Source organism: Variovorax sp. GW821-FHT09A10, assembly GCF_059418385.1.
The window spans coordinates 247,812-271,198 of the sequence record NZ_JBWKPT010000001.1 but is presented as its reverse complement, the minus strand read 5'-3'; the positions used below and the strand labels follow the sequence as shown (position 1 = coordinate 271,198).

The window sequence follows — 23,387 nt, the reverse complement described above, 5'->3', positions numbered from 1 at the left end:
GGCTACGCCTCGAACCAGTCGCGCGCCGACCGCCCCTGGTCGGGCCCCAGCATCGAGAAGCCGCCGTCGACCGGGATGTCCGCACCGGTGACGAAGCGCGCCGCGTCCGAGCACAGGAACAGCACCACCTGCGCCACGTCGTCGCCGTCGCCCACGCGGCCCAGCGGGTGCATCGGCGCGCCGACGCGGTCGGCGCGTGCGCGGTCGCCGTTCGTCATGCGCGACAGCGCGTCCGACCAGGTCCAGCCCGGCGACACCGAGTTCACCCGCACGCCGCGGGGCGCCAGCGTGGCGGCCTGGTTGCGCGTGAGCTGCAGGATGGCGGCCTTGGCCGCGGGGTACAGCGCCCGGCCCGCCGCGCCGAACTTGCCGCCGACGCTGCCCATGTTCACGATGGCGCCGCCGTGCGCGGCCAGCGCGTCGGCGGTCTTCTGCACCAGCATCGCGCCCGAGACGAGGTTGACGTTCAGCGCGCCCAGCCAGTCGGCGCGCGCGGCATTCAACCCCGCGTCGCCGTAGACCACGGCGTTGTTGATGAGGAAGTCGATGCGGCCTTCGGTGCGCAGCGTGCCGGCCACGAGCGCATCGAGTGCGTCGTCCGAGGCGATGTCGCAGGCGACGAAGCGGCAGCCCGCGCCCACGTCGGCGGCCAGCGCGGCGCCGCGCGCCGTGTCGATGTCGACTGCCACCACGCGCGCGCCGGCTTGCACGAAGGCCCGCACGATGGCGCTGCCCAGCAGCGCGGCGGCGCCGGTCACGATCGCGACCTTGCCCTGCAGCGTCGTCATGGCCGGCCTCCCATCTGCGCCACGGCCTCATCCACGCGCACCACGTCCGCGAGCATCGCCAGGGTTTCCAGGCTTGCCGCCTGCAGGTGCGTCTGCGCGGTGCTGCAGGCGTCGGCGACCACGGCCACGTCGTAGCCCAGGTCGCTCGCATGGCGCGCGCCGTGTTCGACGACGTGGTTGGTCGCGATGCCGGCCACGTACAGGCGGCTGGCGCCGGTGGCGCGCACCGCCTCTTCGAGCCCGCTGGCCCAGAAGGGGTTGTTGCGCTTGTGGGTGACGACGGCCTCGCCCGGCCGCGGCGCGAGTTCGTCGTAGAAGCTCGCGCCCCAGCTGCCTTCCTGCACCGCGCCGCTCTCGGCCACGCGGCGGAACAGCGTGCAGTTGCGCAGGCAGTCCGAGTAATCCGGTGCGAAGGCGATGCGCACGAAGATCACCGGCACGCCGTTCGCGCGCGCCCCGGCGATGAGCCGTGCGGCCGAGGCGATGAGGCGCGGGCGCGCCGGGTCGTCGGCGGCCACGCCCACGCGCACCTTGCCGTCGACGTGCAGCACGTCGTTCTGGTAGTGCATCGCCAGCAGCGCGGCCTTCACAGGAACACCTGCAGGGCTTCGTGCGGCGCGTCGCAGTTGACGAGGTCGACGCGCTTGGTCTGGATGCGCCAGCCGTCGTCGGCACGGCGCAGCGTGTGCAGCACGCTGCCGCCGAAGGTGCGCTGCTCGGTTTTGCGCCACTCCAGCAGCAGGAAGGTCGAGCGCACGGTGCAGCCCGCGTCGTCGCGCGATTCGAGCGCGATGTTGCCCAGCACGTGCACGGTGCGCGTGGGCGGCTGCTGCGAATAGGCACGGGCCTGCTCGAGCCGCCGCGCGCGCATCGAGCGCAGCAGGGCGTCCTCGCAGAACAGCGAGGCGTGGTTGAGGTGGTCGGCCTGGCCGTGCACCAGCGGCACCCAGTACAGGCCGTCGGGCGTGAAGAGCTTCTGCCATTCGTCCCAGCGGTGCTCGTCGAGCAGGCGCGCCTCGTGGTGCAGGAACTGCGTGAGGTCCTGCTGTTCGTTCCAGTCGCGGAAGTTCATTCGGCGCTCCCGGTCTGTGCACCCGTATCGACGCCCATGTAGCCGGCCCACGCCGCGAACATGTTGCGCGAGGGCATCTCGCTGTTGCCGTTGGACGCGCGCCCGCCCGGCAGCGGCTGGTCGCGCCCGGCGGCGCGGTGCATGCTGACCCAGTCGCCGCCGTCGGAGCCCAGGCCTTCCTGCACGCGGTTGTAGGCCTCCAGGTCGTCGGGCATCACGTTCGACGAGGGCGAGTTGACGATGTTGGTGTACTTGAGCGTGCGCTGGAAGGTGGCCTCCGGCGCACCCTTGAGCCGGAAGCTGAAGATCTCGACCAGCGTGCGGTCCACCGACAGCGGCCGGATCACGCGGATCTGCTGGAACGAGGTGTGCGGCGAGCAGCTCGGGTACACGATGGTGTTGTGCCGGTTCACGCGCAGGATCGCGTCGGCCTTTTCGGCGCCCTTCGCGGCTTCGAGCGAGGCCACGTAGGCCAGGCTCACCGGGTCGGTCGGCGGCACGAAGATGCCTTCCATGAAGCCGTGACCGTGGTCGTAGCCCTTGAGCTCCAGCTTCTCCCAGAACTCCAGCGGCTCGCCGTTGCCGTCGACGATCACCACCTCGAAGGGCTTGGGCGTGCCGGCCGGCATGGCCTCGTGCTCTTCCTTGGCCGCGCGCCACGACGACTCGTGCGTGGCCACGGCGTGGATGGTGTCGTGCAGGTTCTCGAAGAAGATCTTCCAGTTGTTGCGCTGGATCACGCGCTGAACGCCACCGGCCACTTCCACTTCGCCTTCGGGGGCGCGGTCGCAGAAGTTGTCGAGCGACGTGGCCACGCCGCCCAGGAATTCCTTCAGCTCGGGCCCGTCTTCCGACAGGCTGGCGAACACGAAGCCGCGGTGCGAGGCCACGCGCGCCACCTTGCGCACGCCGTACTGCGGGTCTTTCAGGTCGAGTGCGGTGCATTCGTAGCCGCTGCGCAGCGGCACCGACAGCAGGCTGCCGTCGCACTTGAAGGTCCAGCCGTGGTACAGGCAGCGCAGGAATTTGCCGGCGCTGCCGCTGCCGTCGGGCACGAGCTTGGCGCCCTTGTGCGGGCAGCGGTTGAACATCACGTGCACCTGGCCGTCGGTGTGCCGCACCATCACCACGGGCTCGCGGCCCAGGCGGGTGGTGAAGTAGTCGCCGGGCTTGGGCACCTGGCTTTCGTGGCCGATGTAGATCCAGGCCTGGCCGAACACGCGGTCCATTTCCAGCTCGAAGATGGCGGGGTCGGTGTAGACGCGCTTGTGCACGCGGTCGGGCTGCACGAGCGACTGGATGTCGATCGGGCTTGTCGCCGCGATGGGGATGATGGGGATCACGGAATTCATCGGGTGGGTCTCCTGAAACGTCATCAGATATCGAGCACCAGGTGCGGCGTCTTCGCGCGCGACACGCAGGTGCACAGGGTCTTGCCGTCCGCCTTCTCGCGCGGACTGAGGTTGTGGTCGCGGTGGTCGGGCACGCCCTCGACCACGTCCACCACGCACACGCCGCAGTCGCCCTGGCGGCAGTCGTACAGCGGGTCCAGGCCGGCGGCGATGAGCACGTCGAGCAGGCTCTGGTCGGGCGCCACGGTCAGCGTCTTGCCCGAGCGCAGCGTGCGCACCTCGAAGGGCGCATCGCCCGCCTGCTCGATGGCGCCGGCGAAGAGTTCGAAATGCACGTGGTCGTCGGGCCAGCCGAGCGCGCGGGCGGTGTCGACCACGGCCTGCACCATGCCGCGCGGGCCGCACACATGCAGGTGGCGGCCGGGCACGGGCGCCGCCAGCAGCGCGCGCAGGTCAATGCCGCGTGCCGGGTCGCCGCCGTCGTGCACCACCGTGCCGCCGAGCGCGCGCACCTCGTGCAGGTAGGCCGTGGCTTCTTCGCTGCGCGTGGCATAGACGAACTCGAAGGGGCGGGCTTCGGCCGCGAGCGAGCGCGCCATGCACAGCAGCGGCGTGATGCCGATGCCGCCCGCGATGAGCAGCGGCGGCGCGCTGCCCGCGTGCAGTGCGAAGTCGTTGCGCGGCGCGTGCGCGGCCAGCGCGGTGCCGGGTTGCAGCGCGTGCATCCAGGCCGAGCCGCCCGCGCCCTGCGGTTCGCACAGCACGGCGATTTCGCAGCGGTCGGAGCCGTCGTGCGGCTTGGCGAGCGAATAGGCGCGCTGGCCCGGATGGCCGTTGGCCTGCACCACCTGCACGCCCAGGTGCGCGCCCGGCGTGAACGGCGGCAGCGGCTCGCCGCCGGCCGAGCGCAGCACGAAGGCCTTGATGGCCGGCGTGAGCGGCGCGACCGCGTCCACGACCAGCGCCAGCATGTCGGCGGCGTGGCTCATCCCAGGGGCAGCGCCGGGTCGGCGATGGTGAGGCCGGTCGATTTTTCCCAGCGCGGCATCAGCGTGTTCGACGGCTGCGTCTCGTCGACCAGCTTGCGCGCCGTCTCGGCGCCGGCCACGGGCAGGCCCTTCGGATCGAGCAGGCCGATCTGCACCAGCACGCTGGCCTGGTCCCAGTAGATGTGCTCGTGATACAGCTTGTCGCCACGGAACTTCACGATGGCCACGAGCGGAATCTCCACCGGCTTGCCGGTGGGCGCGATGCCCGGGAGCAGCCAGTCGATCTCGACCGTGTGGGTGAAGCTGAACAGCATCTCGTCCACGATCTGCGTCGCGCCCACTGTGCGCGAGATGGGCGTGAGCCGCGTGTCGGGCGGCGTGCTCGGAATGAAGTGGTGCTTGTAGAAGCGCGACAGCTCCTTGGCGCCCACGCCGCCGGTCATGGTCGGGATGTGGTTCACGTAGGGCTCGCTCACCATCGTGGCCATCGTGGCGACCACGTCGCGCGTGGCGAACTCGTACTCGCAGTGCTTGTCCCACAGCGCCGAGAGGTCGTACACGGGGCCGATCGCCTCCTTGAACAGCGCCATCGAGCGCTGGTGCGCCATGAGCGTGGAGGGCTTGTCGAAATGGTCGCCGCCGGTGCGCGCAAACGCATGGTCGACGCCAGGGTAGACGTACATCTGCGCCTCGGGCTGGCCGGCGAAGGCTTCGAGCACCTGGGCGCGGGCCTCGGGCGGGCAGAACTGATCGAGCTCGGCGAAGTGCAGGGCGATCGGGCATTTGATTTGCGGCACGAGGTCGAGCGCGCCCTCGATGCCCACGCCGTAGTAACCCACGGCCGCGTCCACGCCCGAATGCGCGGCGGCCAGGTAGGCCAGCTTGCCGCCAAGGCAGAAGCCCAGCGCGCCGACCTTGCCGGTGCAGGCCGGGTGCGCGCGCAGCGCCTTCACGCTGGCCGTGACGTCGGCCACGCCGGCTTCGATGTCGAACTTCTGGAAGAAGCCGAAGGCGCGCTGCCAGTCTTCGGGCGAGTAGCCCAGATCGACACCGGGCTCCATGCGCCAGAACAGGTCGGGCGCGAGCACCACGTAGCCTTCCTGCGCATAGAGGTCGGCCACCTCGCGCACATAGGCATTGACGCCGAAGATCTCCTGGCACAGCACGATGCCGGGGCCGCGCCCCGAGGCCGGCAAGGCCAGGTAGCCGCGAAAGGTCTGGGTGCCGTCGCCGGCCGGGATGTCGATGGTGTCGCTCATCGGTTCGTCTCTTGAAGTGGTGGGGTCGGCGGCGATTCTGGGGAGCGCGCCGGCCTGTTGTCTGTCCATTTCGTGCAGCGGTTTCGGTCGCACGAAACGGATAGCGGGGCGCCGCCGCCGCACAGAGACTGCGCCCTGCATTTGCAGCAGCCCCCCACGTTCAACGAACTCACCCCGAGGAGACCTTTCATGTCGCAGGCCACGCCCCGATCCGTCTTGTGCGCGCTCACCGTCCTGGTGGGCGCGCTGGCTTTACCCACGCAGGCACAGACCGCGCAGACCGTGAAAGTCGGCCTGGCGATGGACCTGTCCGGCCCGTTCGCCGTCGGCGGCGCCGAGGCCAAGGCCGGCTTTGCCGTGGCGATGAAGCAGCTGGGCGGCAAGCTCGGCGGCGTGCCGGTGGAGTTCGTCGAGGCCGACACGGCCGGCAACCCCGAGATGGCACGCCAGGTGGTCGAGCGCATGCTGCTGCGCGACAAGATCGATTTGTTCACCGGGCCTGTCGGTTCGTCGGTCGCGCTGGCCGTCGGCCCGCCGCTCTTCGCTGCCAAGGTGCCCTACCTGTCGAGCAACACCGGCCCGAGCGACTACTCGGGCGCGCGCTGCAACCCGTACTTCTTCGGCGCCTCGTACCCGAACGACGCGTACTACGAGTCGGCCGGCAAGTTCGCGAGCGACAAGGGCTTCAAGAAGGTCGCGATGATCGCGCCCAGCTACCCGGGCGGCAAGGACGCCATCAACGGCTTCAAGCACACCTTCAAGGGCGCCGTGGGCGACGAGCTGTACACCAAGCTCGGGCAGCTCGACTACTCGGCCGAGCTGGCGCAGATCCGCGCCTCGAAGCCCGATGCGCTGTACTTCTTTTTGCCCGGCGCGATGGGCGTGAGCTTCATCAAGCAGTTCGTCGGCGCGGGGCTGTCGAAAGACGTGGCGCTGATCTCCACCGCCTTCTCGGCCGACGAGGACATGATCCCCGCCGTCGGCGAGCCGATGCTAGGCCTGTTCAACACGGCGCACTGGTCGTTCGACCTCGACAACCCGGCCAACCAGCGCTTCGTGGCTGCGTTCCGCCAGCAGAACAACGGGCGCAACCCGTCGTTCTATGCCGGCCAGGCCTATGACGTGCTCATGGCGATGGATGCGGCCGTGCGCGACGTCGGCGGCAAGGTGGCCGACAAGCCCGCGCTGCTCAAGGCGATCAAGGCGGCCAACTACAAGTCAGTGCGCGGCGATTTTCGCTACGGCTCCAACAACTTCCCGATCCAGAACTACTACCTGCGCGTGGTCGCCAAGGACGGCAGCGGGCGCATCGCCAACAAGGTGATCGGCACCGTGCTGGAGCGCTACCAGGACCGCACCGCCGCGCAGTGCGCGATGAAGTCCTGAGGAGGTGTGTTCAGTGCCGCGCGGCGGGCAGCCGCGCGGGGTCGCGCGAGGTGTCGCGCGGCAGCTGCCCGAAGCGCTCGCGGTAGCAGGCGGCAAAGCGGCTCAAGTGCGAGAAGCCGCAGTTCAGCGCCACCTCGGTGACGCTGGCGCCGTCGTGCCGCGCCAGCAGTGCGTGCGCGGCATCGAGCCGCATGTTGCGCAGCACTTCGCCGGGCGACAGGTCGCGGTGGCGCCTGAAGAGCAGGGCGAGGCCGCGGCGCGTGACGCCCGCGGCCTGCGCCACCTCTTCGAGCGAGAGCAGCGAGTCGAGCCGCTCGCGCATGAACTCTTCGGCCCGGCGCAATTGCCTCAGGCTGGTTTCCTCGGTGCCGCGCTGCGCGTCGGCATGCCGCTGCAGCACCGAGTTCGGCCGGTGGCACAGCAGGTAGAGCATGAGGTTGTCTTCACAGTGCGCGAGCCAGCGCGGGTCATAACGCTCGAACTCGGTGGGCGGCAGCAGCGAAGCCAGGCTCGCCACCATGCGGCACCACTGCGTGCCCGCCGCGTCGTCCAGGCGCAGGGGCATGTCGAAGTCGATCTCGCCCACGGTGTCGCCGCCGCGCAGCGCGAAGGCATGGCGCGCCACCTCCTGCAGGCGGCTGAGTTCGATCTTCAGCATCAGCTGTTCGCAGTCGGCATGCCAGCGCAGGCGCACCGGCTTGTGGGCGGAAATGATGGCGCCTTGCCCGGGATGGATCTGCAGCGTCTGTCCGCCGGTGTGGATGTCGGCGCGGCCGCGCAGCGGCATCTGCACCAGCACGAAGTTGCCGAGCGCGTCGGGCTCGATGTCGACGTCGCACCCGTAGCGCAGGATGCACAGCGACAGTGCGCTCATTTCGGCGCGGCAGAAGACGGCATCGACATCGCCCGCGCCCCACGCGCTGCGGTGCGGCTTCAGTTCGCGCGCCACGCGCGCGTCTGTCTCTTCGGCCTCGCGCGAGCGGAAGACCTCGCGCCTGTACAGCGGGGACAGTTGCTGACTCGACCATGCGTCCATGGACACTCCTGCGGGGCCAAAGTGGGGAAAGCGACGGAAACGGACGCTTTTTTCTACGCTGGAATCTACGTGGGTGCGCCGCGCGCCGCCATGGGAGTTGCCCGGGCAACGGGCGTCCCCGTTGCAAGAAGCTTGCCGACCCTTGTGTCTAAATGCTGCGCAGGTTGACGCGCTTCGACAGCGCCTCCGCACTCTCGCGCCGCTCGCTGTAGCGGTCGACCAGGTGGTCCGCGCAATCGCGCGTGAGCAGCGTGAACTTCACCAGCTCTTCCATTACGTCGACCACGCGCTCGTAGTAGGGCGAGGGCTTCATGCGGCCCGCGTCGTCGAACTCGAGGAAGGCCTTGGCCACCGACGACTGGTTGGGGATGGTGATCATGCGCATCCAGCGGCCCAGCACGCGCAGCTGGTTCACCGCGTTGAACGACTGCGAGCCGCCCGACACTTCCATCACCGCGAGCGTCTTGCCCTGCGTGGGCCGCACGGAGCCGACGGCCAGCGGAATCCAGTCGATCTGCGCCTTCATGATCCCGGTCATCGCGCCGTGGCGCTCGGGCGAGGTCCACACCATGCCCTCGGCCCACTGCGCAAGATCGCGCAGCTCCTGCACCTTCGGATGGTCTTCGGGTTCGCCATCGGGCAGCGGCAGGCCGCGCGGGTCGTAGATGCGGGGCTCGGCGCCCATCGCGCGCAGCAGGCGGGCGGCCTCTTCGGTCAGCAGGCGGCTGTAGGAGCGCTCGCGCAGCGAACCGTACAGCAGCAGGATGCGCGGTGCGTGCGTGGCGCGCGCGGCGGGCAGAAGCGCCTGCAGGCGGGGGACACGGAACGCATCGGCGTCGACGTGGGGCAGATCAGGGCTTGGCGACACGCTGGCCTTTCGCGTCGATCACGGCTTCGCCGTCTTCCTTGGCGAACGCGCCTTGCTGCGGCCTGGGCAGGATGTCGAGCACGGCCTCCGAAGGCCGGCACAGGCGCGTGCCCAGCGGCGTGACGACGATGGGGCGGTTGATGAGGATCGGGTGCTGCCCCATGAAGTCGATGAGCTGTTCGTCGCTCCACTTGGGATCGCCCAGGCCCAGCTCGTCGTACGGCGTGCCTTTCTGGCGCAGCACCTCGCGCACGGGCACGCCCATCGCCGCGATCAGCTGAGTGAGCGTGGCGCGGTCGGGCGGGGTCTTCAGGTACTCGATGACGGTGGGCTCGTCGCCCGTGTTGCGGATCAGCGCGAGCACGTTGCGCGACGTGCCGCAGGCGGGGTTGTGATAGATCGTGATGTCGCTCATGGCAGGCTCGTTGAGAGAAAAAAAGTGGGTCAGCCGAGGCTGAGCCGCAGCGCCAGCGCGGCGAGCGTGGCGGCCAGCACGGGCAGGGTCAGCACGATGCCGATGCGGAAGTAGTGGCCCCAGGTGATGGTCATGCCCTTTTTCGCGAGCACGTGCAGCCACAGCAGCGTGGCCAGGCTGCCGATGGGCGTGATCTTCGGGCCGAGGTCGCAGCCGATCACGTTGGCATAGACCATCGCCTCCTTCACGAGGCCCACCGCGCCCGAGGCCTCGATCGACAGCGCGCCGACCAGCACGGTCGGCATGTTGTTCATGACCGAGGAGAGCACCGCCGCGAGAAAGCCGGTGCCCATGGCCGCGCCCCAGACGCCGCCTTGCGCGAACAGGTTCAGCAGCGTGGCGATCTGGCCGGTGAGCCCGGCGTTGCGCAGCCCGTAGACCACGAGGTACATGCCCAGCGAGAAGACGACGATCTGCCAGGGCGCGCCGCGCAGCACCTGGCGCGTGTGGATCACCGGGCCGCGCGCCGCCACCGCGAGCAGGATCACCGCGCCGAAGGCGGCCACGGCGCTCACCGGCACGCCCAGCGGCTCCAGGCCGAAGAAGCCCACGAGCAGCAGCGCGAGCACCACCCAGCCCGCACGGAAGGTGTCGCGGTCGCGGATCGCATCGGCGGGGTTCTTGAGGCGGGCCATGTCGTAGCGCGCGGGAATGTCGCGCCGGAAGCACCACAGCAGCACGCCCAGGCTCGCGAGCACGGCGGCGACGTTGACGGGCACCATCACCGAGGCATAGGCGTTGAAGCCGATGCCGAAGAAGTCGGCCGACACGATGTTCACGAGGTTCGACACGATGAGCGGCAGGCTGGCCGTGTCGGCGATGAAGCCCGCCGCCATGACGAAGGCCAGGGTGGTGGCCGGCGTGAAGCCGAGCGCCACGAGCATCGCCATCACGATGGGCGTGAGGATCAGCGCCGCGCCGTCGTTGGCAAAGAGGGCCGAGACCGCGGCGCCCAGCAGCACGATGAAGGCGAACAGCCGCCGGCCGTTGCCGCGACCCCAGCGGGCCACGTGCAGGGCGGCCCACTCGAAGAAGCCGGCTTCGTCGAGCAGCAGGCTGATGAGGATGACGGCGATGAAGGTCGCGGTGGCGTTCCAGACGATGGCCCAGACGACGGGGATGTCGGTGAGCTGCACCACGCCGAGGAGCAGGGCGATGACGGCGCCCAGGGAGGCGCTCCAGCCGATGCCGAGGCCGCGGGGCTGCCAGATCACGAGCAGCAATGTGCCGGCGAAGATGAGGAGGGCGGTGGTCATTTTTTCAGGGCGCGTGCACAGGCCACCGGGTACTTCCCTCCGCGAATGTCCCCCGCCTTCGGCTCCTCCTTGATTTCGCTGCGGGAAGCACCCAGTGCCCTGCGCACATGGAGGCGCTGCTGGTGCTCGCCGATCAACGACCGCCGCGAACAATGCTCACGCCGATGGGGTGCCTTGCGCAGCGAAATCAAGGGGGAGGCCGCAGGCCGGAGGACATTCGCGGAGCAAGGTGCCCCGTCGGCGTGAGCACGCCAGAGCACACGCACTCGGCGTGCAACAGCACAGGCTTTCATGGTCAGCAGTCGCAGGTGCTCGCCGGAAGACAAGGCTCCCCTTGGCAGCAGTTCTCGGTGAGGTAGCCGAGCAGGCCGTTCATCCGCTCGAACGACGCGCGGTAGATGAGGTTGCGCCCCTGGCGCTCCTGCGAGACCAGGCTCGCGTTCACCAGCTCCTTGAGGTGAAAGGACAGCCCCGTGGCCGACACCGCCAGCGCTTCGGTCAGCGCACCCGGCGTCAGCCCGTCGGGCCCCGCCACCACCAAGGCACGGAACACCCGCAGGCGCACGGGTTGCGCGAGTGCGCCCAAGGCGCGGACCACATCGTTTTCTTCCATTATTCAAGTATCTTTGAATTATTGAATCGAGGCAACCCGAAAGACCAAAAGACCGGTGGCACGAATCGGCCATCGCCCTGGCAGGCAGCGGCCATCCGCGACGCAACGCTTTTTCTACAGTCGCCCTCGGTTCATTCCCCAACGACGCATCCAACGAAGGAGACATCCATGTCCGACACCTATGTTCTGGTTCACGGCGCCTGGCACACCGGCGCCGAAATGGAGGCCGTGGCCGACGGCCTGCGCGCGGCCGGCCACACCGTGCATTGCCCCACCGTGGCAGGCAACAACCCCGGCGACGACCGCGCGGGCACCGGCCTGGCCGACGCCATCGCCTCGGTGGTCCGCTTCATCGAGGGAAAAGACCTCACGCAGGTGCGGCTCGTGGGCCACAGCTACGGCGGCATGGTGATCTCGGGCGTGGCCGACCGCATCGCGGCGCGGCTGCGGCGGCTGGTCTACATCAACGCCTTCGTGCCGCTCGATGGCGAGGCGCTCAACGACATGGTGCCGCCGCACTACGTGACCATGTTCGACGCGGTGGCTGCGGCCAACAACAACGCCGTGACGCTGCCCTTCGAGATCTGGCGCGAGGCCTTCATCAACGACGCCGATCTCGCGCTGGCGCAGGCCGCCTACGACAAGCTCAACCCGCACCCGTACCGCACCTTCACCGACAAGATCCAGCTGAAGCAGCCGCTGGCGGCGCTGGCGCTGGGCAAGTCTTACGTCAATTGCCAGCAGGACACGGCGCTGCCGCACAGCCTGCCGTGGCATCCGCGGCTGTCGGAGCGGCTGGGGTTGTTCCGGCTCGTGGAGTGCCCGGGCAGCCACGAGATGTTCTTCTCGAACCCGGCGCGGCTGGCGCAGGCGATCCTCGAAGCGGGGCGCGACTGAGGGCGGAGGTTCAGTCGTTCGGAAAGAGCGCGTCGAACACGCGCAGCGACGCATAGGCGTCGTTGGCCGCGTAGCGGATCTGCGATTCGCTGAGCTGCTTGTGCGCCCAGTTCGAGGTGGTCGCCTTGCGCGACTTGGCGAAGCGGCGGTTGAACATCAGCGCCACCGCCGTCTTCACGCCCACCGAGCGGCGGTAGCCGCGCCGGCGGAACTCGTCGTCGATGTCGAACACGGCCTGCGGCGCAATCGCCAGGCGTAGGCGGATCAGCGACAGGTCGCTCGAAAGCCCGAAGCCGACCTTGCGTAGTTCGGTGGACGCGAGCAGGCCCGCGACCACGGGGTTGCATTCGTCGCGGTGCAGCTGGAACAGCCAGGCCGTGTCGCGCGTGGCGAACTGCACCACATGCGGGCCGGTCGACACTTCGTTCTTCGCGAAGGTGGGGCGCGACTCTGTGTCGAAGCCCGCCACGCCGGCGTCGAGCAATTCGTCGGCGGCGCGTTCGGCTTCGGCCAGTGAGCTGACGACCACGATGTCTTTCAGGTTGAGGCTGTCGAAGGGGTCGAGCAGCGCGATCTGTTCGCGCTCGGGAAGCGGAGGTAGCCGGTGGCCGTGGTTGTTGTTCTGGTCGTTCACCGGGTCTTCGCTTTCGCGGCCTTGGGGGGTGTCTTGGGTTTGGGCTTCTTCGGCTTCGGCGGCTGGCCCGAACGCAGCGCGGCTTCGTAGGCCAGGCGGCCCCAGCGCGCCGCTTCCTCGCGGTCTTCGAACAGGTCGGCCGGCGCCAGTCGGTACGACATCGGCATCTCCTTGCCCGCGCGCACGTAGGTGAAGGGCGGCAGGTTCAGTGCATCGAAGTGCGCGGCGCTGCCGGCATCGGACTTGAGATACTGCGTGTCCTTCGCGACGAGCGCGATCATGCGGCCCTCGTGCCACACGCCGTGGCCGCCGAACATGCGGCGGGTCTCGATGCGGCCGAGGCGTTCGAAGGTCTCGTGCAGGCTCTGGACGAAGGCGCTCATGACGTGATCTCGATGCGGTTGCCGTCCGGGTCGAGCACCACGCTCTCGTAGTAGCCGTCGCCGGTGCGGCGCGGGCCGTCGAGCAGCGGGTAGCCGTCGGCCTTCAGCCGCTGCGTGAGCGCATCGACCTCGGCGTCGGAGCCGACCGAGATCGCCAGGTGCGTCCAGCCCATGCGCTGCGCGCCGGCCTCGGCGACCACGGGCGAGAGCGTGCTCGTGGTCATGGCCTCGATGCGCGCGCCATCGTCCAGGCTCAGGAAGCACGAGGCGAAGCCCTTGGCCGGGTTGACGTAGCCGGCGCCGGCGGTGGCGCCGAAGTAGTCGACGTAGAAGCGCTTGCAGCGTTCGAGGTCGGTGGTCCAGAGGGCGATGTGGTCGATGCGGATGCGCATGGGGCAGGAAGGAAGTGCGGAGGGTGTCAGCCCGTGCGCCAGGGCGCGCGGCTGGGCGACCAATGGTAGGCGATGCGTTCGCGTCCGCTGCCCGGGTGGCGGTCGACCACGCCGCGCACGAGGCCGTAGCGTTCGTAGAAGCGCTGCGCTTCGGTGTTGGTGACGGCCACGTGCAGCCGCCAGCCGTGCGGCATGCGCACGCAGGCCTCGTCGAGCAGCGCCTTGCCCAGGCCCTGGCTGCGCAGGTGCGGCTCGACGAACAGCTGGGCCACGTACTCGCGCGCCGTGAGCAGCACCATGAAGGCCAGCACCTGGCCGTCGCGCTCGGCCAGCACCACGTCGGCGGGCGGGATGAATTCGGTCTGCACGCGCCGCAGCCAGTGGCCGATGGGCTCGACGTGGACGGCGCTGCGGTTGGCCGACACCCAGGCGCGGCGCCAGATGCCCGCGAGCACCATGTTCTCTTCGGCGCCGCCATCGCGCGAGCGCAGCTGGAAGGCAGGAATCTGGGCGGCGGACATGCGGACCATGATAGCCACGCGCAGCAGTTCCGTCCGGCGACAGCGCGGGTCCGTGGGGCGGTAGACGCCGCCGCCGCGCCTTTTGACACTGCCTCGCACTCGCCCGTTTGAGGCGAGGTTGGAGACACGGATGACCGACACCTCGACCGCCAGCCGGCGGCACTTTCTTTCGCGCGGCGGCGCCGCGCTGCTGGGCGCCGCCGCTGCCGGTGCGTTGAACGCCTGCGGCGGCGCGTCCGCCGGCGAAAACCCGATATGGATCGCGCCCGTCAACCCGCCGGTGGTTCAGCCGCTGCCCGACGGCGGCCTCGTGAGCGGCCATGTGGCGCCGGCGTACCAGCCGGTGCTCGACGCCTTCGTGGCGAACTTCCGCGACCGCCGCGAGATCGGCGCCTCGCTCGCCGTCACCGTCAAGGGCGTGCCGGTGGTGGACGTGTGGGGCGGCCACTCGGACACACTGGCCGCCAGGCCCTCGGTGCCCTGGGCGCGCGACGACGTGTCGCTGGTGTTCTCGTGCACCAAGGGCGCGACGGCGTTGTGCGCGCACATGCTCGTGGCGCAGGGCCAGCTCGACCTCGACAAGTGGGTCGCCTACTACTGGCCCGAATTCGCCGAAAAGGGCAAGGATGTCATCACCGTGCGGATGCTGCTGCAGCATGCGGCCGGGCTGGCGGCCATTCCGTTCAGCACCCCGGTGCGGCCCGGCGGCTGGGCCGACCCCGACTACATGAGCGGCCTGCTCGCGGCGACCACGCCCTGGTGGGAGCCGGGCACGGCCCACGGTTACCACGGCATGACCTTCGGCTGGCTGGTCGGCGAGCTGGTCAAGCGGGTGAGCGGCCTGTCGCTCGGCACCTTCTTCGCCAGGCACGTCGCGGCGCCGCTGGGCATCGACTTCTGGATCGGCACGCCGGAGGCCGTGCTGCCGCGCGTCGCGCCGATGATGGCGGCCACCGAGGTGCTGCCGGTCGATCCGGTGGCCCAGGCGATCGCGCGCGACCCGGCCTCGATGCAGGCGGCCATGTTCTTCAACGTCGGCGGCTGGCTCGGCCTGCCGCCCGACACGCCGCCCGCGTACAACACGAAGGCGTCGCTGCAGGCCGAGATTCCCGCGGCCGGCGGCGTGACGAACGCGCGCGGGCTCGCCACGATGTACGCGGCGCTGGCCAACGGCGGTGCGTTGAACGGCGTGCGCCTGCTGCCGGAGGACTACACGGCCCAGCTGGGCGTGGTCCATGCTGCCGCGCCGGTCGAGCGCATGGCCCTGCTCGCGAGCCGTTTCGGGCTGGGCTTTCATGGCGGCATCGACAACCGGGCGAGGGCGCCCGGCAACTCGGCGATCCTGGGCCCTCAGGCCTTCGGCCATGCCGGCTTCGGCGGCAGCCTGGGCTTCGCCGACCCGCAGGCGCAGATGTCGTTCGGCTACCAGATGACGCGCATGGGGCCGGGCACGCTGCTGAACGACCGGGGCCAGTCGCTGGTCGATGCCGTCTACGGCGTGCTGGGCCGCACCTCGAACCGGTACGGCTTCTGGGTGTGACGCAGGCGACAGCGGCGGTGTCCTGGCGCATTGACGCCGGGGGGCCTGGGGATCAGCATGCGCCTGTTGCCATCCTCGGCCCCCGCCCGCCATCGCCATGCCGTTGCCTGTCGCCACCGAAGGCCCGCCGCCCGGACGCTGGCGCGCCGCGTTCCGCACGCACGACCCCGATGCGGCGCGCCAGCATGTGGCGCAGCTCTACGGCGCGCATGCGCTGGAGCTGCGCCCGCGCGCCGAGATCGACCTGCGGCTGTCGGGCTTCGATCTCGGCGGGTTGAACGTCTCGCGCATCCAGTACGGCTGCCCGGCGGTGGCCCGCAACATCACGCAGCGCGACTTCTGGGCCTTTGCGCTGCTCGTGCAGGGCCGCAGCGCGGTGGGCAGCCAGCCGGCGCATGTCGGCGACGCCAGCGCCCTCGACCCGGACGACCTGCGGCGGATTCCGATGTCGAGCGACATGCGGCTGGTCAACCTGCGCGTCACGATGGCCGACATGGACGAGGCCTGCCGCGTGCTGCTCGGCAGCGACCGCCCGCAACGCCTGCGCTTCGACGCCTACGTGCCCGGCGGCAGCCCGGCCGCGCAATGGCTGGCCGGCCTGGCGCCGCGGCTGGCTGCCGTGCCCGCCGTCGCGCACCCGATGCGTGCCGTGCTGGAGCGCCGCTGGCAGGAGGCGACATTGCTCGAGCTGCTGATGGTCTGGCCGCATGCGCAATCGCAGCAGCTGGCCCGAACCCCGGAGGCGCCCGACGCGGTGCAGCGCGCCATCGACTACATCGAAGCGCACCTCGACCAATTGCCCACGCTGGGCGACATCACGCGGGCGGTGGGTGTCGGGGCGCGTGCGCTGTCGCGCGGCTTCGACAAGCGCCTGGGCGTCTCGCCGATGCGCTTCGTGCTGCAGCGCCGGCTCGACCGCGCGCGGGACGAACTGCTCGATGCCGTGGGCGGCGCGAGCGTGGCCGACATCGCCTGCCACTGGGGCTTTGCCAACCTGGGCGACTTCGCGGCGCACTACCGCGAGCGCTTCGGCGAGTTGCCGCGCGAGAGCCTGGCACGGGCGAAGTCGCGCCGCCCCTGAGCCGATCGCTCGCGGTCAGCCGTTCAGCGTCTGCGCATGGTGCGCGATGTGGTCCGCCATGAAGCTCTGGATGAAGTAGTAGCCGTGGTCGTAGCCCGCATGGCGGCGCAGCGTGAGCGGCTGGCCGGCGGCGAAGCAGGCGGCCTCGAAGGCCTCGGGGTGCAGCTGCTCGGCGAGGAATTTGTCGGCCAGGCCCTGGTCGATGAGGATGCCCTGCGGATAGGGCGCCACGGTCTGCGATTGCATCAGCGCGCTGGCGTCGTGCGCGAGCCATTGCGCGCGGTCGTCGCCGGGCTCGCCTAGGTAGCCGGCGAAGGCCTTCTGGCCCCACGGGCACTGGGTGGGCGCGCAGATCGGCGCGAAGGCCGAGAGCGACTTGAAGCGCCCCGGGTGCCGCAACGCCAGCGTGAGCGCGCCGTGGCCGCCCATCGAGTGGCCGAAGATGCCGATGCGCTCGCCGTCGATGGGAAAGTGGCGGGCCACCAGCGGCAGCAGCTCGTGCACGATCCAGCTTTCCATGCGCCAGTGCGTGGTCCAGGGCTCGGCGGTGGCGTCGAGGTAGAAGCCGGCGCCGATGCCGAAGTCCCAGCTGTCTTTGGCGCCCGGCAGGCTTTCGGGTTCCGTGCCGCGCGGGCTGGTGTCGGGCGCGATGAGCGCAACGCCCAGGCTGGCGGCCATGCGCTGCGCGCCGGCCTTCACCGCGAAGGTCTCTTCGTTGCAGGTCAGGCCGGCAAGGTAGAGCAGGGCGGGCACGCGCGTGTGCGCGGCCTGCGGCGGCAGGTAGACCGAGAAGCGCATCGGCAGGCCGATCTCGTGCGAGCGGTGCTCGACGAAACGCTGCACGCCGCCGAAGGCGTGGTGTTCGGAAAGAAGGGTCGGGGCGGTGTCGGTCATGAAGAAGAGGTCGTCTGGCTCCGCAGCGCGGGCACGAGTTCAAGCACGGCGTCCGCGAAGGTGCGCGGCGCTTCCTGCGGCAGGTTGTGGCCCGCGCCGGGCACGAGGCGGTGCGAGCGCGGTCCGCTGAAGCGGTGCGCGTGGGCCGAGGCATCGGCGGGCGGTCGCACGCCGTCGTCGATGCCGTCGAAGGTGATGGCGGGCACGGTGATCGTCGGCTGCGCGGCAAGGCGGCGTTCGATGTCGGCATAGGCCGGGTCGCCGGGCACGAGGCCGAAGCGGTGGCGGTACGAATGGATCACCACGTCCACGAAGTCGGGGTGCTCGAAGGCGGCGGCACTGCGCGCGAAGGTGGCCTCGTCAAATTGCCATGTCGGCGACCACAACTGCCACAGCAATCTGGTGAGGGCCTTGCGGTCCTTCGCGAGACCGGCGCGCCCGCGTTCGCTGTGGAAGTAGTACTGGTACCAGAGGCTGTGCTCGTTGGCGGGCGTGTCCGGCTCCATCGCCTTCGCGATGTTCTGGATGTTGTAGCTGTTGAGCGAGACCAACCCCGCGCAGCGCTCGGGCCACAGTGCCGCGACCACGCAGGCGGCACGGCCGCCCCAGTCGTAGCCGGCCAGCACGGCGCGCTCGATCTTCAAGGCGTCGAGCAGCGCGAGCAGGTCGGCGCCGAAGGCCGCCTGTTCGCCCGAGCGCGGCGTGGCCTCGCTCAGGAAGCGCGTGGCGCCGTAACCGCGCATGTACGGCACGATCACGCGGCAGCCTTGGGCGGCCAGCATCGGCGCGACCTCGGCGTAAGTGTGAATGTCGTATGGAAAGCCGTGCATCAGCAGCACGGGCGGGCCGTCGGCGGGGCCGGCTTCGTAATAGGCGATCTCGAGGACGCCCGCTTCGATGGTGCGCAAGGGTTCCATGCGGTTCATGGCGGGCGCCTCCTCGGGCTCAGTACAGGACCACGCCGCGGATCGATTCGCCGCGCTTCATCAGGTCGAAGCCCTTGTTGATGTCTTCCAGCGGCATGGTGTGCGTGATCAGGTCGTCGATGTTGATCTTGCCTTCCATGTACCAGTCGACGATCTTCGGCACGTCGGTGCGCCCGCGCGCGCCGCCGAAGGCCGAGCCTTCCCACTTGCGGCCAGTGACCAGCTGGAACGGGCGCGTGCTGATCTCGGCGCCGGCCTCGGCCACGCCGATGATGATGCTGCGGCCCCAGCCCTTGTGCGTGCACTCGAGCGCCTGGCGCATCACCTGCGTGTTGCCGATGCACTCGAAGCTGTAGTCGGCGCCGCCGTCGGTCAGCTGCACGATGGCGTCGACCACGTTCTCGGTGGTCTTGGGGTTGATGAAGTGGGTCATGCCGAACTGGCGGGCCATGGCTTCGCGCTCGGGGTTCAGGTCGACGCCGATGATCTTGTCGGCGCCCACCATCTTGGCGCCCTGGATCACGTTCAGGCCGATGCCGCCCAGGCCGAACACCACGACGTTCGCGCCGGCTTCGACCTTGGCCGTGAAGATCACCGCGCCGATGCCGGTGGTGACGCCGCAGCCGATGTAGCAGACCTTGTCGAAGGGCGCGTCTTCGCGGATCTTGGCCAGCGAGATCTCGGGTGCCACCGTGTAGTTGCTGAAGGTGCTCGTGCCCATGTAGTGGAAGATGGGCTTGCCGTCGAGGCTGAAGCGGCTGGTGGCGTCGGGCATCAGGCCCTTGCCCTGCGTGCCGCGGATCAGCTGGCACAGGTTGGTCTTGCGGCTCAGGCAGAACTTGCACTGGCGGCATTCGGGCGTGTACAGCGGAATGACGTGGTCGCCCTTCTTCAGCGTGGTGACGCCGGGGCCGACATCGACCACGATGCCCGCGCCTTCATGGCCCAGGATGGCGGGGAAGATGCCTTCGGGGTCGGCGCCCGAGAGCGTGTAGTAGTCGGTGTGGCAGATGCCGGTGGCCTTGATCTCGACCAGCACTTCACCGAATTTCGGACCTTGGAGGTCCACGGTTTCGATGGTCAGGGGTTGGCCTGCTTGCCAGGCGACGGCGGCTTTGGTTTTCATGGGATTCGGTTCTTCAGAGAGCGGAAGGGGACAAGGATACTCAGGCGAGCCTTCAGGCGGGGCCAGCCGGGAAGATACCCGACATGCCCACAAAGCCCGGCAGGTGACGAAAGTCCCAGACCCAGCGGCGCAGCGCGGGAAACTCGTCGAGCGAGATGCCGCCTTCGCCCGCCAGCGCCACGTACGGAAAGCAGGCGAGGTCGGCAATGGTCGGCTCGGGCGCGGCCACGAGCCAGCGCAGGCCGGTGGCGGCGTGCTGCTCGGCCAGGTGGTCGTCGAGCACGCGGAAGGCCGCGCGCGCGCCGCGCCGGCAGGCCTCGATGTCCAGGTGCGTGTAGCCCAGCGCGTCGTGCAGCCGGGCGGCCGAGGCGGTGCGCGTGATCTCGTCGGCCATGGCGAGCCACATCGCGACCTGGCCGCGCAGCTTCGGGTCGGCGGGGTACCAGCGCTGCCGCGCGTCGTCGTAGCGGCTCGCCAGGTAGACCAGAATGGCCTGCGCGTCGCGCAGCACGAAGCCCTCGTCGTCGATCACGGGGAGCTGGCCGAGCGGGTTGACCTGTTCGAGGAATCGAGCGGACTTGTGTTCGCGGCCCGGATGGAAATCGACCGGCACGCTCGCATGGTCCACGCCGAGCCACAGCAGCATCTGCCGCACCTTGAAGCAGTTGCCCGAGAGCGGGTAGTCGTAGAGCTGGACGGTCATGCGGCGGCCCTCGCGGTGCCGAAGCGCATGCCGCGCTCGCGCAGCCAGCGGCGGTAGGTGACGGAGGTGGTGTCGCCGCGCGTGGGCGTCTCGGCGCGGCCTTCGAGCGGCATGCGCTTGAAGGCGTGGTTCTCCAGGATTGGCTTGTCCTGTCCGAAGATGGTGTGCTGGAAGGCGATGAGCTCGGCGTCGCTCGACACGTCGTCGAAGTAGGCCAGCAGCGTGTGGGCGATGACGTGCTCGTCGTCCACCGGCTGCAAGAAGAGGCCGATGGCGTCGAGCTTGTCGGGCCGGTGGCTCGACTTGTAGAGCATGGCCGAGAAGGGCTGCATCACGCGGTACTTGTAGAACACCTCGCTGCCGGTGTCGTGGGCGGCCGAGGCGCGCGGCTGCCAGAAGCGGCAGTCGGTGGCCCAGATCTCGTCGGTGGCGGCGTCGACCTCGACGTTGTACTTCGCCACTTCGGTGTGCGGCACCTTGCCGAGGTAGTCGGGGTGCACGAAGGGAAAGTGCGCCATGTCCAGGAAGTTCTCGATCACGCGCAGGCCCGACACGGCCACGCCGAGCCCGCCGCAATCGACGATGCGGCGGCCGGGCTCGTCGTACTCGGGGAAGGCGAACAGCGGTCGTGCGGGGCGACCGCTGGGGCAGACCCAGAGGAAGCCGTAGCGCGACTGCACGGTCAGCGCGTCGTTGCCGAGGAGGGCGTGCGGCGTGCCGTCGGCATCGGCGTGCAGGTGCAGGGTGTCGCCGAGCAGACGCGTCGTGCGCGGCAAGCCGCTGGCGGGGCCGACGACGAGCCAGTCGTCGAGCATGTTGGGATCGTCGGTGACGAAGGGCATGTTGCTTCTTTCTTCTTCTAGTGCGATGCAGCGGCTTCGATGTCGCTGCGCAGCTGGCGCGCCGCGCGGTGCACCCGGGCCATCGCGTCGGAGCCGGGGGCTGCGTCGGTCCACAGGTGCAGGAAGCTCAGCTGCGGCTGGGCGTCGAGCAGCAGCGCGGCGACGGGCGATTCGCCCAGCGTGCCTTGCCATGCATCGGGCGTTCCCGTCGATGCGAAGCCATGGGGCGCCAGCGCAGCACGCACCTCGGAGGCGGCCACGCGCAGCGTCAGCGTGCGGGCGAGGTGCCAGCCGGCGGGAACCGCGCCGGCCAGTTCGGGCGGCGCCTCTGCGCCGTCGGCAGCGAGGCGCACCCACAGCATCCCCGCAGCATCCGCCGTGGCGAACGTCTTGGCGCAGACGTTGCGCGGCGCGGGCATCGCCGGGTGCGCCGGGATGCGCACGCACGCGCCGCTGCCGGCTTCGTACTGCCAGCCGTGGTACGCGCAGGCCAGGCGGTCGCCGCCGGTCACCTGGCCGAGGGTGAAGCGCACGCTGCGGTGTGGGCAGCGGTTCTCCCAGGCCTGCGGCGCGCCATCGGCCGCGCGCCACAGCGCGAGCTCCTGGCCTTGCGCAAAGCCGGCGACGATGTTGGCGCCGGGGCGCACCTCGGCGGAGGGCGTGACGGGGTGCCAGGTGGCGGAAGGATTCATGGGTCTTGATCGTGGGGGCAGCGGGGAAGGGCGCCGCAAATCGGCATAGCATCGGCCATGCCCTTGTCGGCGGTGCCGCCTACCGTAGCGTGTCCGCCGCACCGATGAAAGCCCCATGCCAAGACGCTCCTTTTCATTCCTGCAACGACGGCCCGCGCGGCGGTGGCGTCCATGACGGCCGGGCGCATCGATCTCGCGCTGGTCGAGGCCTTCGTGCTCGTGATGAAGAGCGGCAGCCTCACCAAGGCCGAAAGCCTGTCGGGCGTGTCGAAGGCCACGCTGAGCCGGCAGCTCACACGGCTGGAGGAGCTGCTGGGCGCCCAGCTGCTGCTGCGCAGCTCGCGCCGCATTGCGCCCACGGAGGCCGGGCGTGCGTTCTTCGCACGCTGCGAGGGGCTGCTCGGCGAGGTGAGCGGCCGGCTGGAAACGGCGCGCACCGAGGTGCAGGAGCTCACGGGCGGGGTGTCGGGGCGGCTCACGCTGCTGTCCGACACGCAGTTCAGCACCTCCTTCGTCTGCCATGTGGTGCGGATCTTTCTCGAATCGCACCCGAACGTGCGCTGCCAGCTCGACGTGGCGAACGGTGCGCAGGCCCCGCGGATCGGCGAGGTCGACTGCTATGTGGGCTCGGCGCCGCCCGACCTGCCGGACCTGGTCGCCAAGCTGCTGGGCCGGCTGGCCTACGGCCTGTACGCCAGCCCGCAGTACCTGGCGCGGCACGGCACGCCGCAGGCGCCCGAGGCGCTGGCGCAGCACCGGATGATCGCGATGCGCGAGCCCTCGGGGCCGCCATTGCCGCTGTGGCTGGTGTCGCAGCAGGCCTCGGGACGCCATGTGGTGCGCACGGAGCCGGCCTTCGAGACCAACGACCACTGGGTGATGAAGACTTTCTGCATCGACGGCCTGGGCATCGCGCCGCTGCCGGTGTTCTTCGCGGGCCCCGAGGTGGCGCAGGGCGTGCTGGTGCCGGTGCTGCCGCAGTGGCCGCCGGAGGCGCGGCGGCTGTACTGCGCCTACCAGCGGCAGCGCTACATGGGGCAGAAGCTGCGCGCATTCGTCGACTTGATGGCGCGCTGCGTGGCGGACATCGGGTCGTACAACCACTACGTGGGGTCGACTGCGGCGGTGTCGCCTTCAGCGCGCCGGGCGCGGTCGGCGGCGCGCCCATAATCTTGGCCATCTGCCGGTATCCGGTTGCTTCCTTCACCGATCCATCATGAAGAAAATCCTCGTTCTCAACGGCCCCAACCTCAACCTGCTTGGCACGCGCGAGCCCGAACAGTACGGTCGCGACACGCTCGCCGACGTCGAACGCCTGTGCAAGGAGACGGGCGCGAAACTCGGCGTCGAGATCGAGTGCCGCCAGTCGAACCACGAAGGCGTGCTGATCGACTGGGTTCAGGAGGCGGGCCGCGAAGTGGCGGCCGGCAACATGCTGGGCGTGGTGATGAATCCGGGCGCCTACACCCACACATCGATCGCGCTGCACGACGCCATCAAGGGGGCGAGCGTGCCGCTGATCGAGCTGCACATCTCGAACGTGCATGCGCGGGAAGAGTTTCGCCACCACTCGTACATCTCGCCTGCAGCGCGGGGGATCATCGTGGGGCTGGGGGTGAAGGGGTACACGCTGGCCATCGCCGCGCTGGTGCCTTGACCCTT

27 protein-coding genes are annotated in these 23,387 nt (G+C 69.7%); 6 read left to right on the top strand and 21 right to left on the bottom strand.

Annotated features, from left to right (window positions below):
* Positions 1-2: 2 nt before the first annotated feature.
* Genes AC07Q9_RS01365 through AC07Q9_RS01340 form a run of 6 tightly spaced genes read right to left on the bottom strand, consistent with a single transcriptional unit; the run spans position 3 to position 5,460 of the window.
* Positions 3-788, bottom strand: a complete 786-nt coding sequence (locus tag AC07Q9_RS01365; protein WP_495306970.1) for an SDR family oxidoreductase — start codon at positions 786-788, stop codon at positions 3-5.
* The gene (locus AC07Q9_RS01360; protein ID WP_495306969.1) at positions 785-1,378 is read right to left on the bottom strand and encodes a cysteine hydrolase family protein; all 594 of its coding nucleotides are present in this window, start codon (positions 1,376-1,378) and stop codon (positions 785-787) included. The genes AC07Q9_RS01365 and AC07Q9_RS01360 overlap by 4 nt, the downstream gene beginning before the upstream one ends.
* Complete coding sequence (locus AC07Q9_RS01355; RefSeq protein ID WP_354347311.1) at positions 1,375-1,860, bottom strand: aromatic-ring-hydroxylating dioxygenase subunit beta; 486 nt, start codon at positions 1,858-1,860, stop codon at positions 1,375-1,377. Before AC07Q9_RS01355 ends, AC07Q9_RS01360 begins: the two co-directional genes overlap by 4 nt.
* Positions 1,857-3,212, bottom strand: coding sequence for an aromatic ring-hydroxylating dioxygenase subunit alpha (locus AC07Q9_RS01350; RefSeq protein WP_495306968.1), 1,356 nt, complete (start codon positions 3,210-3,212; stop codon positions 1,857-1,859). The genes AC07Q9_RS01355 and AC07Q9_RS01350 overlap by 4 nt, the downstream gene beginning before the upstream one ends.
* A 23-nt stretch (positions 3,213-3,235) precedes the next feature.
* Positions 3,236-4,201, bottom strand: coding sequence for a PDR/VanB family oxidoreductase (locus AC07Q9_RS01345; RefSeq protein WP_495306967.1), 966 nt, complete (start codon positions 4,199-4,201; stop codon positions 3,236-3,238).
* Positions 4,198-5,460 (bottom strand): dienelactone hydrolase family protein, encoded by a 1,263-nt coding sequence (locus tag AC07Q9_RS01340; protein ID WP_495306966.1) that lies wholly within the window; start codon positions 5,458-5,460, stop codon positions 4,198-4,200. The genes AC07Q9_RS01345 and AC07Q9_RS01340 overlap by 4 nt, the downstream gene beginning before the upstream one ends.
* Positions 5,461-5,649: 189 nt before the next feature.
* On the opposite strand from AC07Q9_RS01340, the gene AC07Q9_RS01335 reads away from it, so the two are divergent.
* Positions 5,650-6,846: an ABC transporter substrate-binding protein gene (locus tag AC07Q9_RS01335; RefSeq protein ID WP_495306965.1), complete on the top strand. Its 1,197-nt coding sequence runs from the start codon at positions 5,650-5,652 to the stop codon at positions 6,844-6,846.
* 10 nt (positions 6,847-6,856) lie between these two features.
* On the opposite strand, the gene AC07Q9_RS01330 is transcribed toward AC07Q9_RS01335, so the two are convergent.
* The 5 genes from AC07Q9_RS01330 to AC07Q9_RS01310 form a co-directional block, all read right to left on the bottom strand.
* Complete coding sequence (locus tag AC07Q9_RS01330) at positions 6,857-7,882, bottom strand: AraC family transcriptional regulator (RefSeq protein ID WP_495306964.1); 1,026 nt, start codon at positions 7,880-7,882, stop codon at positions 6,857-6,859.
* Between the two features lie 148 nt (positions 7,883-8,030).
* Entirely contained in the window at positions 8,031-8,750 is a 720-nt protein-coding gene (arsH, locus tag AC07Q9_RS01325; protein WP_495306963.1) for an arsenical resistance protein ArsH, read from the bottom strand.
* Positions 8,734-9,165, bottom strand: a complete 432-nt coding sequence (gene arsC / locus AC07Q9_RS01320) for an arsenate reductase (glutaredoxin) (RefSeq protein ID WP_495306962.1) — start codon at positions 9,163-9,165, stop codon at positions 8,734-8,736. Before arsC ends, arsH begins: the two co-directional genes overlap by 17 nt.
* Positions 9,166-9,194: 29 nt before the next feature.
* Positions 9,195-10,481, bottom strand: coding sequence for an arsenic transporter (locus AC07Q9_RS01315; protein ID WP_495306961.1), 1,287 nt, complete (start codon positions 10,479-10,481; stop codon positions 9,195-9,197).
* A 295-nt stretch (positions 10,482-10,776) separates the two neighbouring features.
* A complete protein-coding gene (locus AC07Q9_RS01310; RefSeq protein WP_495299268.1) occupies positions 10,777-11,094 on the bottom strand; it encodes an ArsR/SmtB family transcription factor in 318 nt (105 codons plus the stop codon).
* A gap of 168 nt (positions 11,095-11,262) precedes the next feature.
* On the opposite strand from AC07Q9_RS01310, the gene AC07Q9_RS01305 reads away from it, so the two are divergent.
* Positions 11,263-11,991 (top strand): alpha/beta fold hydrolase, encoded by a 729-nt coding sequence (locus AC07Q9_RS01305; protein WP_495306960.1) that lies wholly within the window; start codon positions 11,263-11,265, stop codon positions 11,989-11,991.
* A 10-nt stretch (positions 11,992-12,001) separates the two neighbouring features.
* Here AC07Q9_RS01305 and AC07Q9_RS01300 read toward each other — a convergent pair whose 3' ends face one another.
* Genes AC07Q9_RS01300 through AC07Q9_RS01285 form a run of 4 tightly spaced genes read right to left on the bottom strand, consistent with a single transcriptional unit; the run spans position 12,002 to position 13,930 of the window.
* On the bottom strand, positions 12,002-12,625 hold the full coding sequence (locus AC07Q9_RS01300) for a 3'-5' exonuclease (RefSeq protein ID WP_495306959.1): 624 nt from the start codon (positions 12,623-12,625) through the stop codon (positions 12,002-12,004).
* Positions 12,622-13,008: a TfoX/Sxy family protein gene (locus AC07Q9_RS01295; protein ID WP_495306958.1), complete on the bottom strand. Its 387-nt coding sequence runs from the start codon at positions 13,006-13,008 to the stop codon at positions 12,622-12,624. Before AC07Q9_RS01295 ends, AC07Q9_RS01300 begins: the two co-directional genes overlap by 4 nt.
* Positions 13,005-13,400, bottom strand: coding sequence for a VOC family protein (locus tag AC07Q9_RS01290; RefSeq protein WP_495306957.1), 396 nt, complete (start codon positions 13,398-13,400; stop codon positions 13,005-13,007). Before AC07Q9_RS01290 ends, AC07Q9_RS01295 begins: the two co-directional genes overlap by 4 nt.
* A gap of 26 nt (positions 13,401-13,426) precedes the next feature.
* Positions 13,427-13,930, bottom strand: a complete 504-nt coding sequence (locus tag AC07Q9_RS01285) for a GNAT family N-acetyltransferase (RefSeq protein WP_062470730.1) — start codon at positions 13,928-13,930, stop codon at positions 13,427-13,429.
* 121 nt (positions 13,931-14,051) lie between these two features.
* Here AC07Q9_RS01285 and AC07Q9_RS01280 point away from each other — a divergent pair, with 121 nt between their 5' ends.
* Both AC07Q9_RS01280 and AC07Q9_RS01275 read left to right on the top strand, forming a co-directional pair.
* Complete coding sequence (locus AC07Q9_RS01280) at positions 14,052-15,461, top strand: serine hydrolase domain-containing protein (RefSeq protein ID WP_495306956.1); 1,410 nt, start codon at positions 14,052-14,054, stop codon at positions 15,459-15,461.
* Between the two features lie 97 nt (positions 15,462-15,558).
* A complete protein-coding gene (locus AC07Q9_RS01275) occupies positions 15,559-16,542 on the top strand; it encodes an AraC family transcriptional regulator (protein ID WP_495306955.1) in 984 nt (327 codons plus the stop codon).
* A gap of 15 nt (positions 16,543-16,557) precedes the next feature.
* On the opposite strand, the gene fghA is transcribed toward AC07Q9_RS01275, so the two are convergent.
* Genes fghA through AC07Q9_RS01245 form a run of 6 tightly spaced genes read right to left on the bottom strand, consistent with a single transcriptional unit; the run spans position 16,558 to position 21,725 of the window.
* Positions 16,558-17,436, bottom strand: a complete 879-nt coding sequence (gene fghA / locus AC07Q9_RS01270) for an S-formylglutathione hydrolase (RefSeq protein WP_495306954.1) — start codon at positions 17,434-17,436, stop codon at positions 16,558-16,560.
* Positions 17,433-18,362: an alpha/beta fold hydrolase gene (locus AC07Q9_RS01265; RefSeq protein ID WP_495306953.1), complete on the bottom strand. Its 930-nt coding sequence runs from the start codon at positions 18,360-18,362 to the stop codon at positions 17,433-17,435. The genes fghA and AC07Q9_RS01265 overlap by 4 nt, the downstream gene beginning before the upstream one ends.
* A gap of 19 nt (positions 18,363-18,381) precedes the next feature.
* On the bottom strand, positions 18,382-19,488 hold the full coding sequence (locus AC07Q9_RS01260) for an S-(hydroxymethyl)glutathione dehydrogenase/class III alcohol dehydrogenase (protein ID WP_070059685.1): 1,107 nt from the start codon (positions 19,486-19,488) through the stop codon (positions 18,382-18,384).
* Positions 19,489-19,540: 52 nt separating this feature from the next.
* On the bottom strand, positions 19,541-20,191 hold the full coding sequence (locus AC07Q9_RS01255) for a glutathione S-transferase family protein (protein ID WP_495306952.1): 651 nt from the start codon (positions 20,189-20,191) through the stop codon (positions 19,541-19,543).
* Positions 20,188-21,033 (bottom strand): aromatic ring-hydroxylating dioxygenase subunit alpha, encoded by an 846-nt coding sequence (locus tag AC07Q9_RS01250; protein WP_495306951.1) that lies wholly within the window; start codon positions 21,031-21,033, stop codon positions 20,188-20,190. Before AC07Q9_RS01250 ends, AC07Q9_RS01255 begins: the two co-directional genes overlap by 4 nt.
* A gap of 17 nt (positions 21,034-21,050) precedes the next feature.
* Positions 21,051-21,725: a Rieske 2Fe-2S domain-containing protein gene (locus tag AC07Q9_RS01245; RefSeq protein ID WP_495306950.1), complete on the bottom strand. Its 675-nt coding sequence runs from the start codon at positions 21,723-21,725 to the stop codon at positions 21,051-21,053.
* A 171-nt stretch (positions 21,726-21,896) separates the two neighbouring features.
* Here AC07Q9_RS01245 and AC07Q9_RS01240 point away from each other — a divergent pair, with 171 nt between their 5' ends.
* Together AC07Q9_RS01240 and aroQ are read left to right on the top strand one after the other, a co-directional pair.
* The gene (locus AC07Q9_RS01240) at positions 21,897-22,895 is read left to right on the top strand and encodes a LysR family transcriptional regulator (RefSeq protein WP_495306949.1); all 999 of its coding nucleotides are present in this window, start codon (positions 21,897-21,899) and stop codon (positions 22,893-22,895) included.
* 46 nt (positions 22,896-22,941) lie between these two features.
* Positions 22,942-23,382: a type II 3-dehydroquinate dehydratase gene (gene aroQ, locus AC07Q9_RS01235; protein WP_062470706.1), complete on the top strand. Its 441-nt coding sequence runs from the start codon at positions 22,942-22,944 to the stop codon at positions 23,380-23,382.
* Positions 23,383-23,387: the final 5 nt, after the last annotated feature.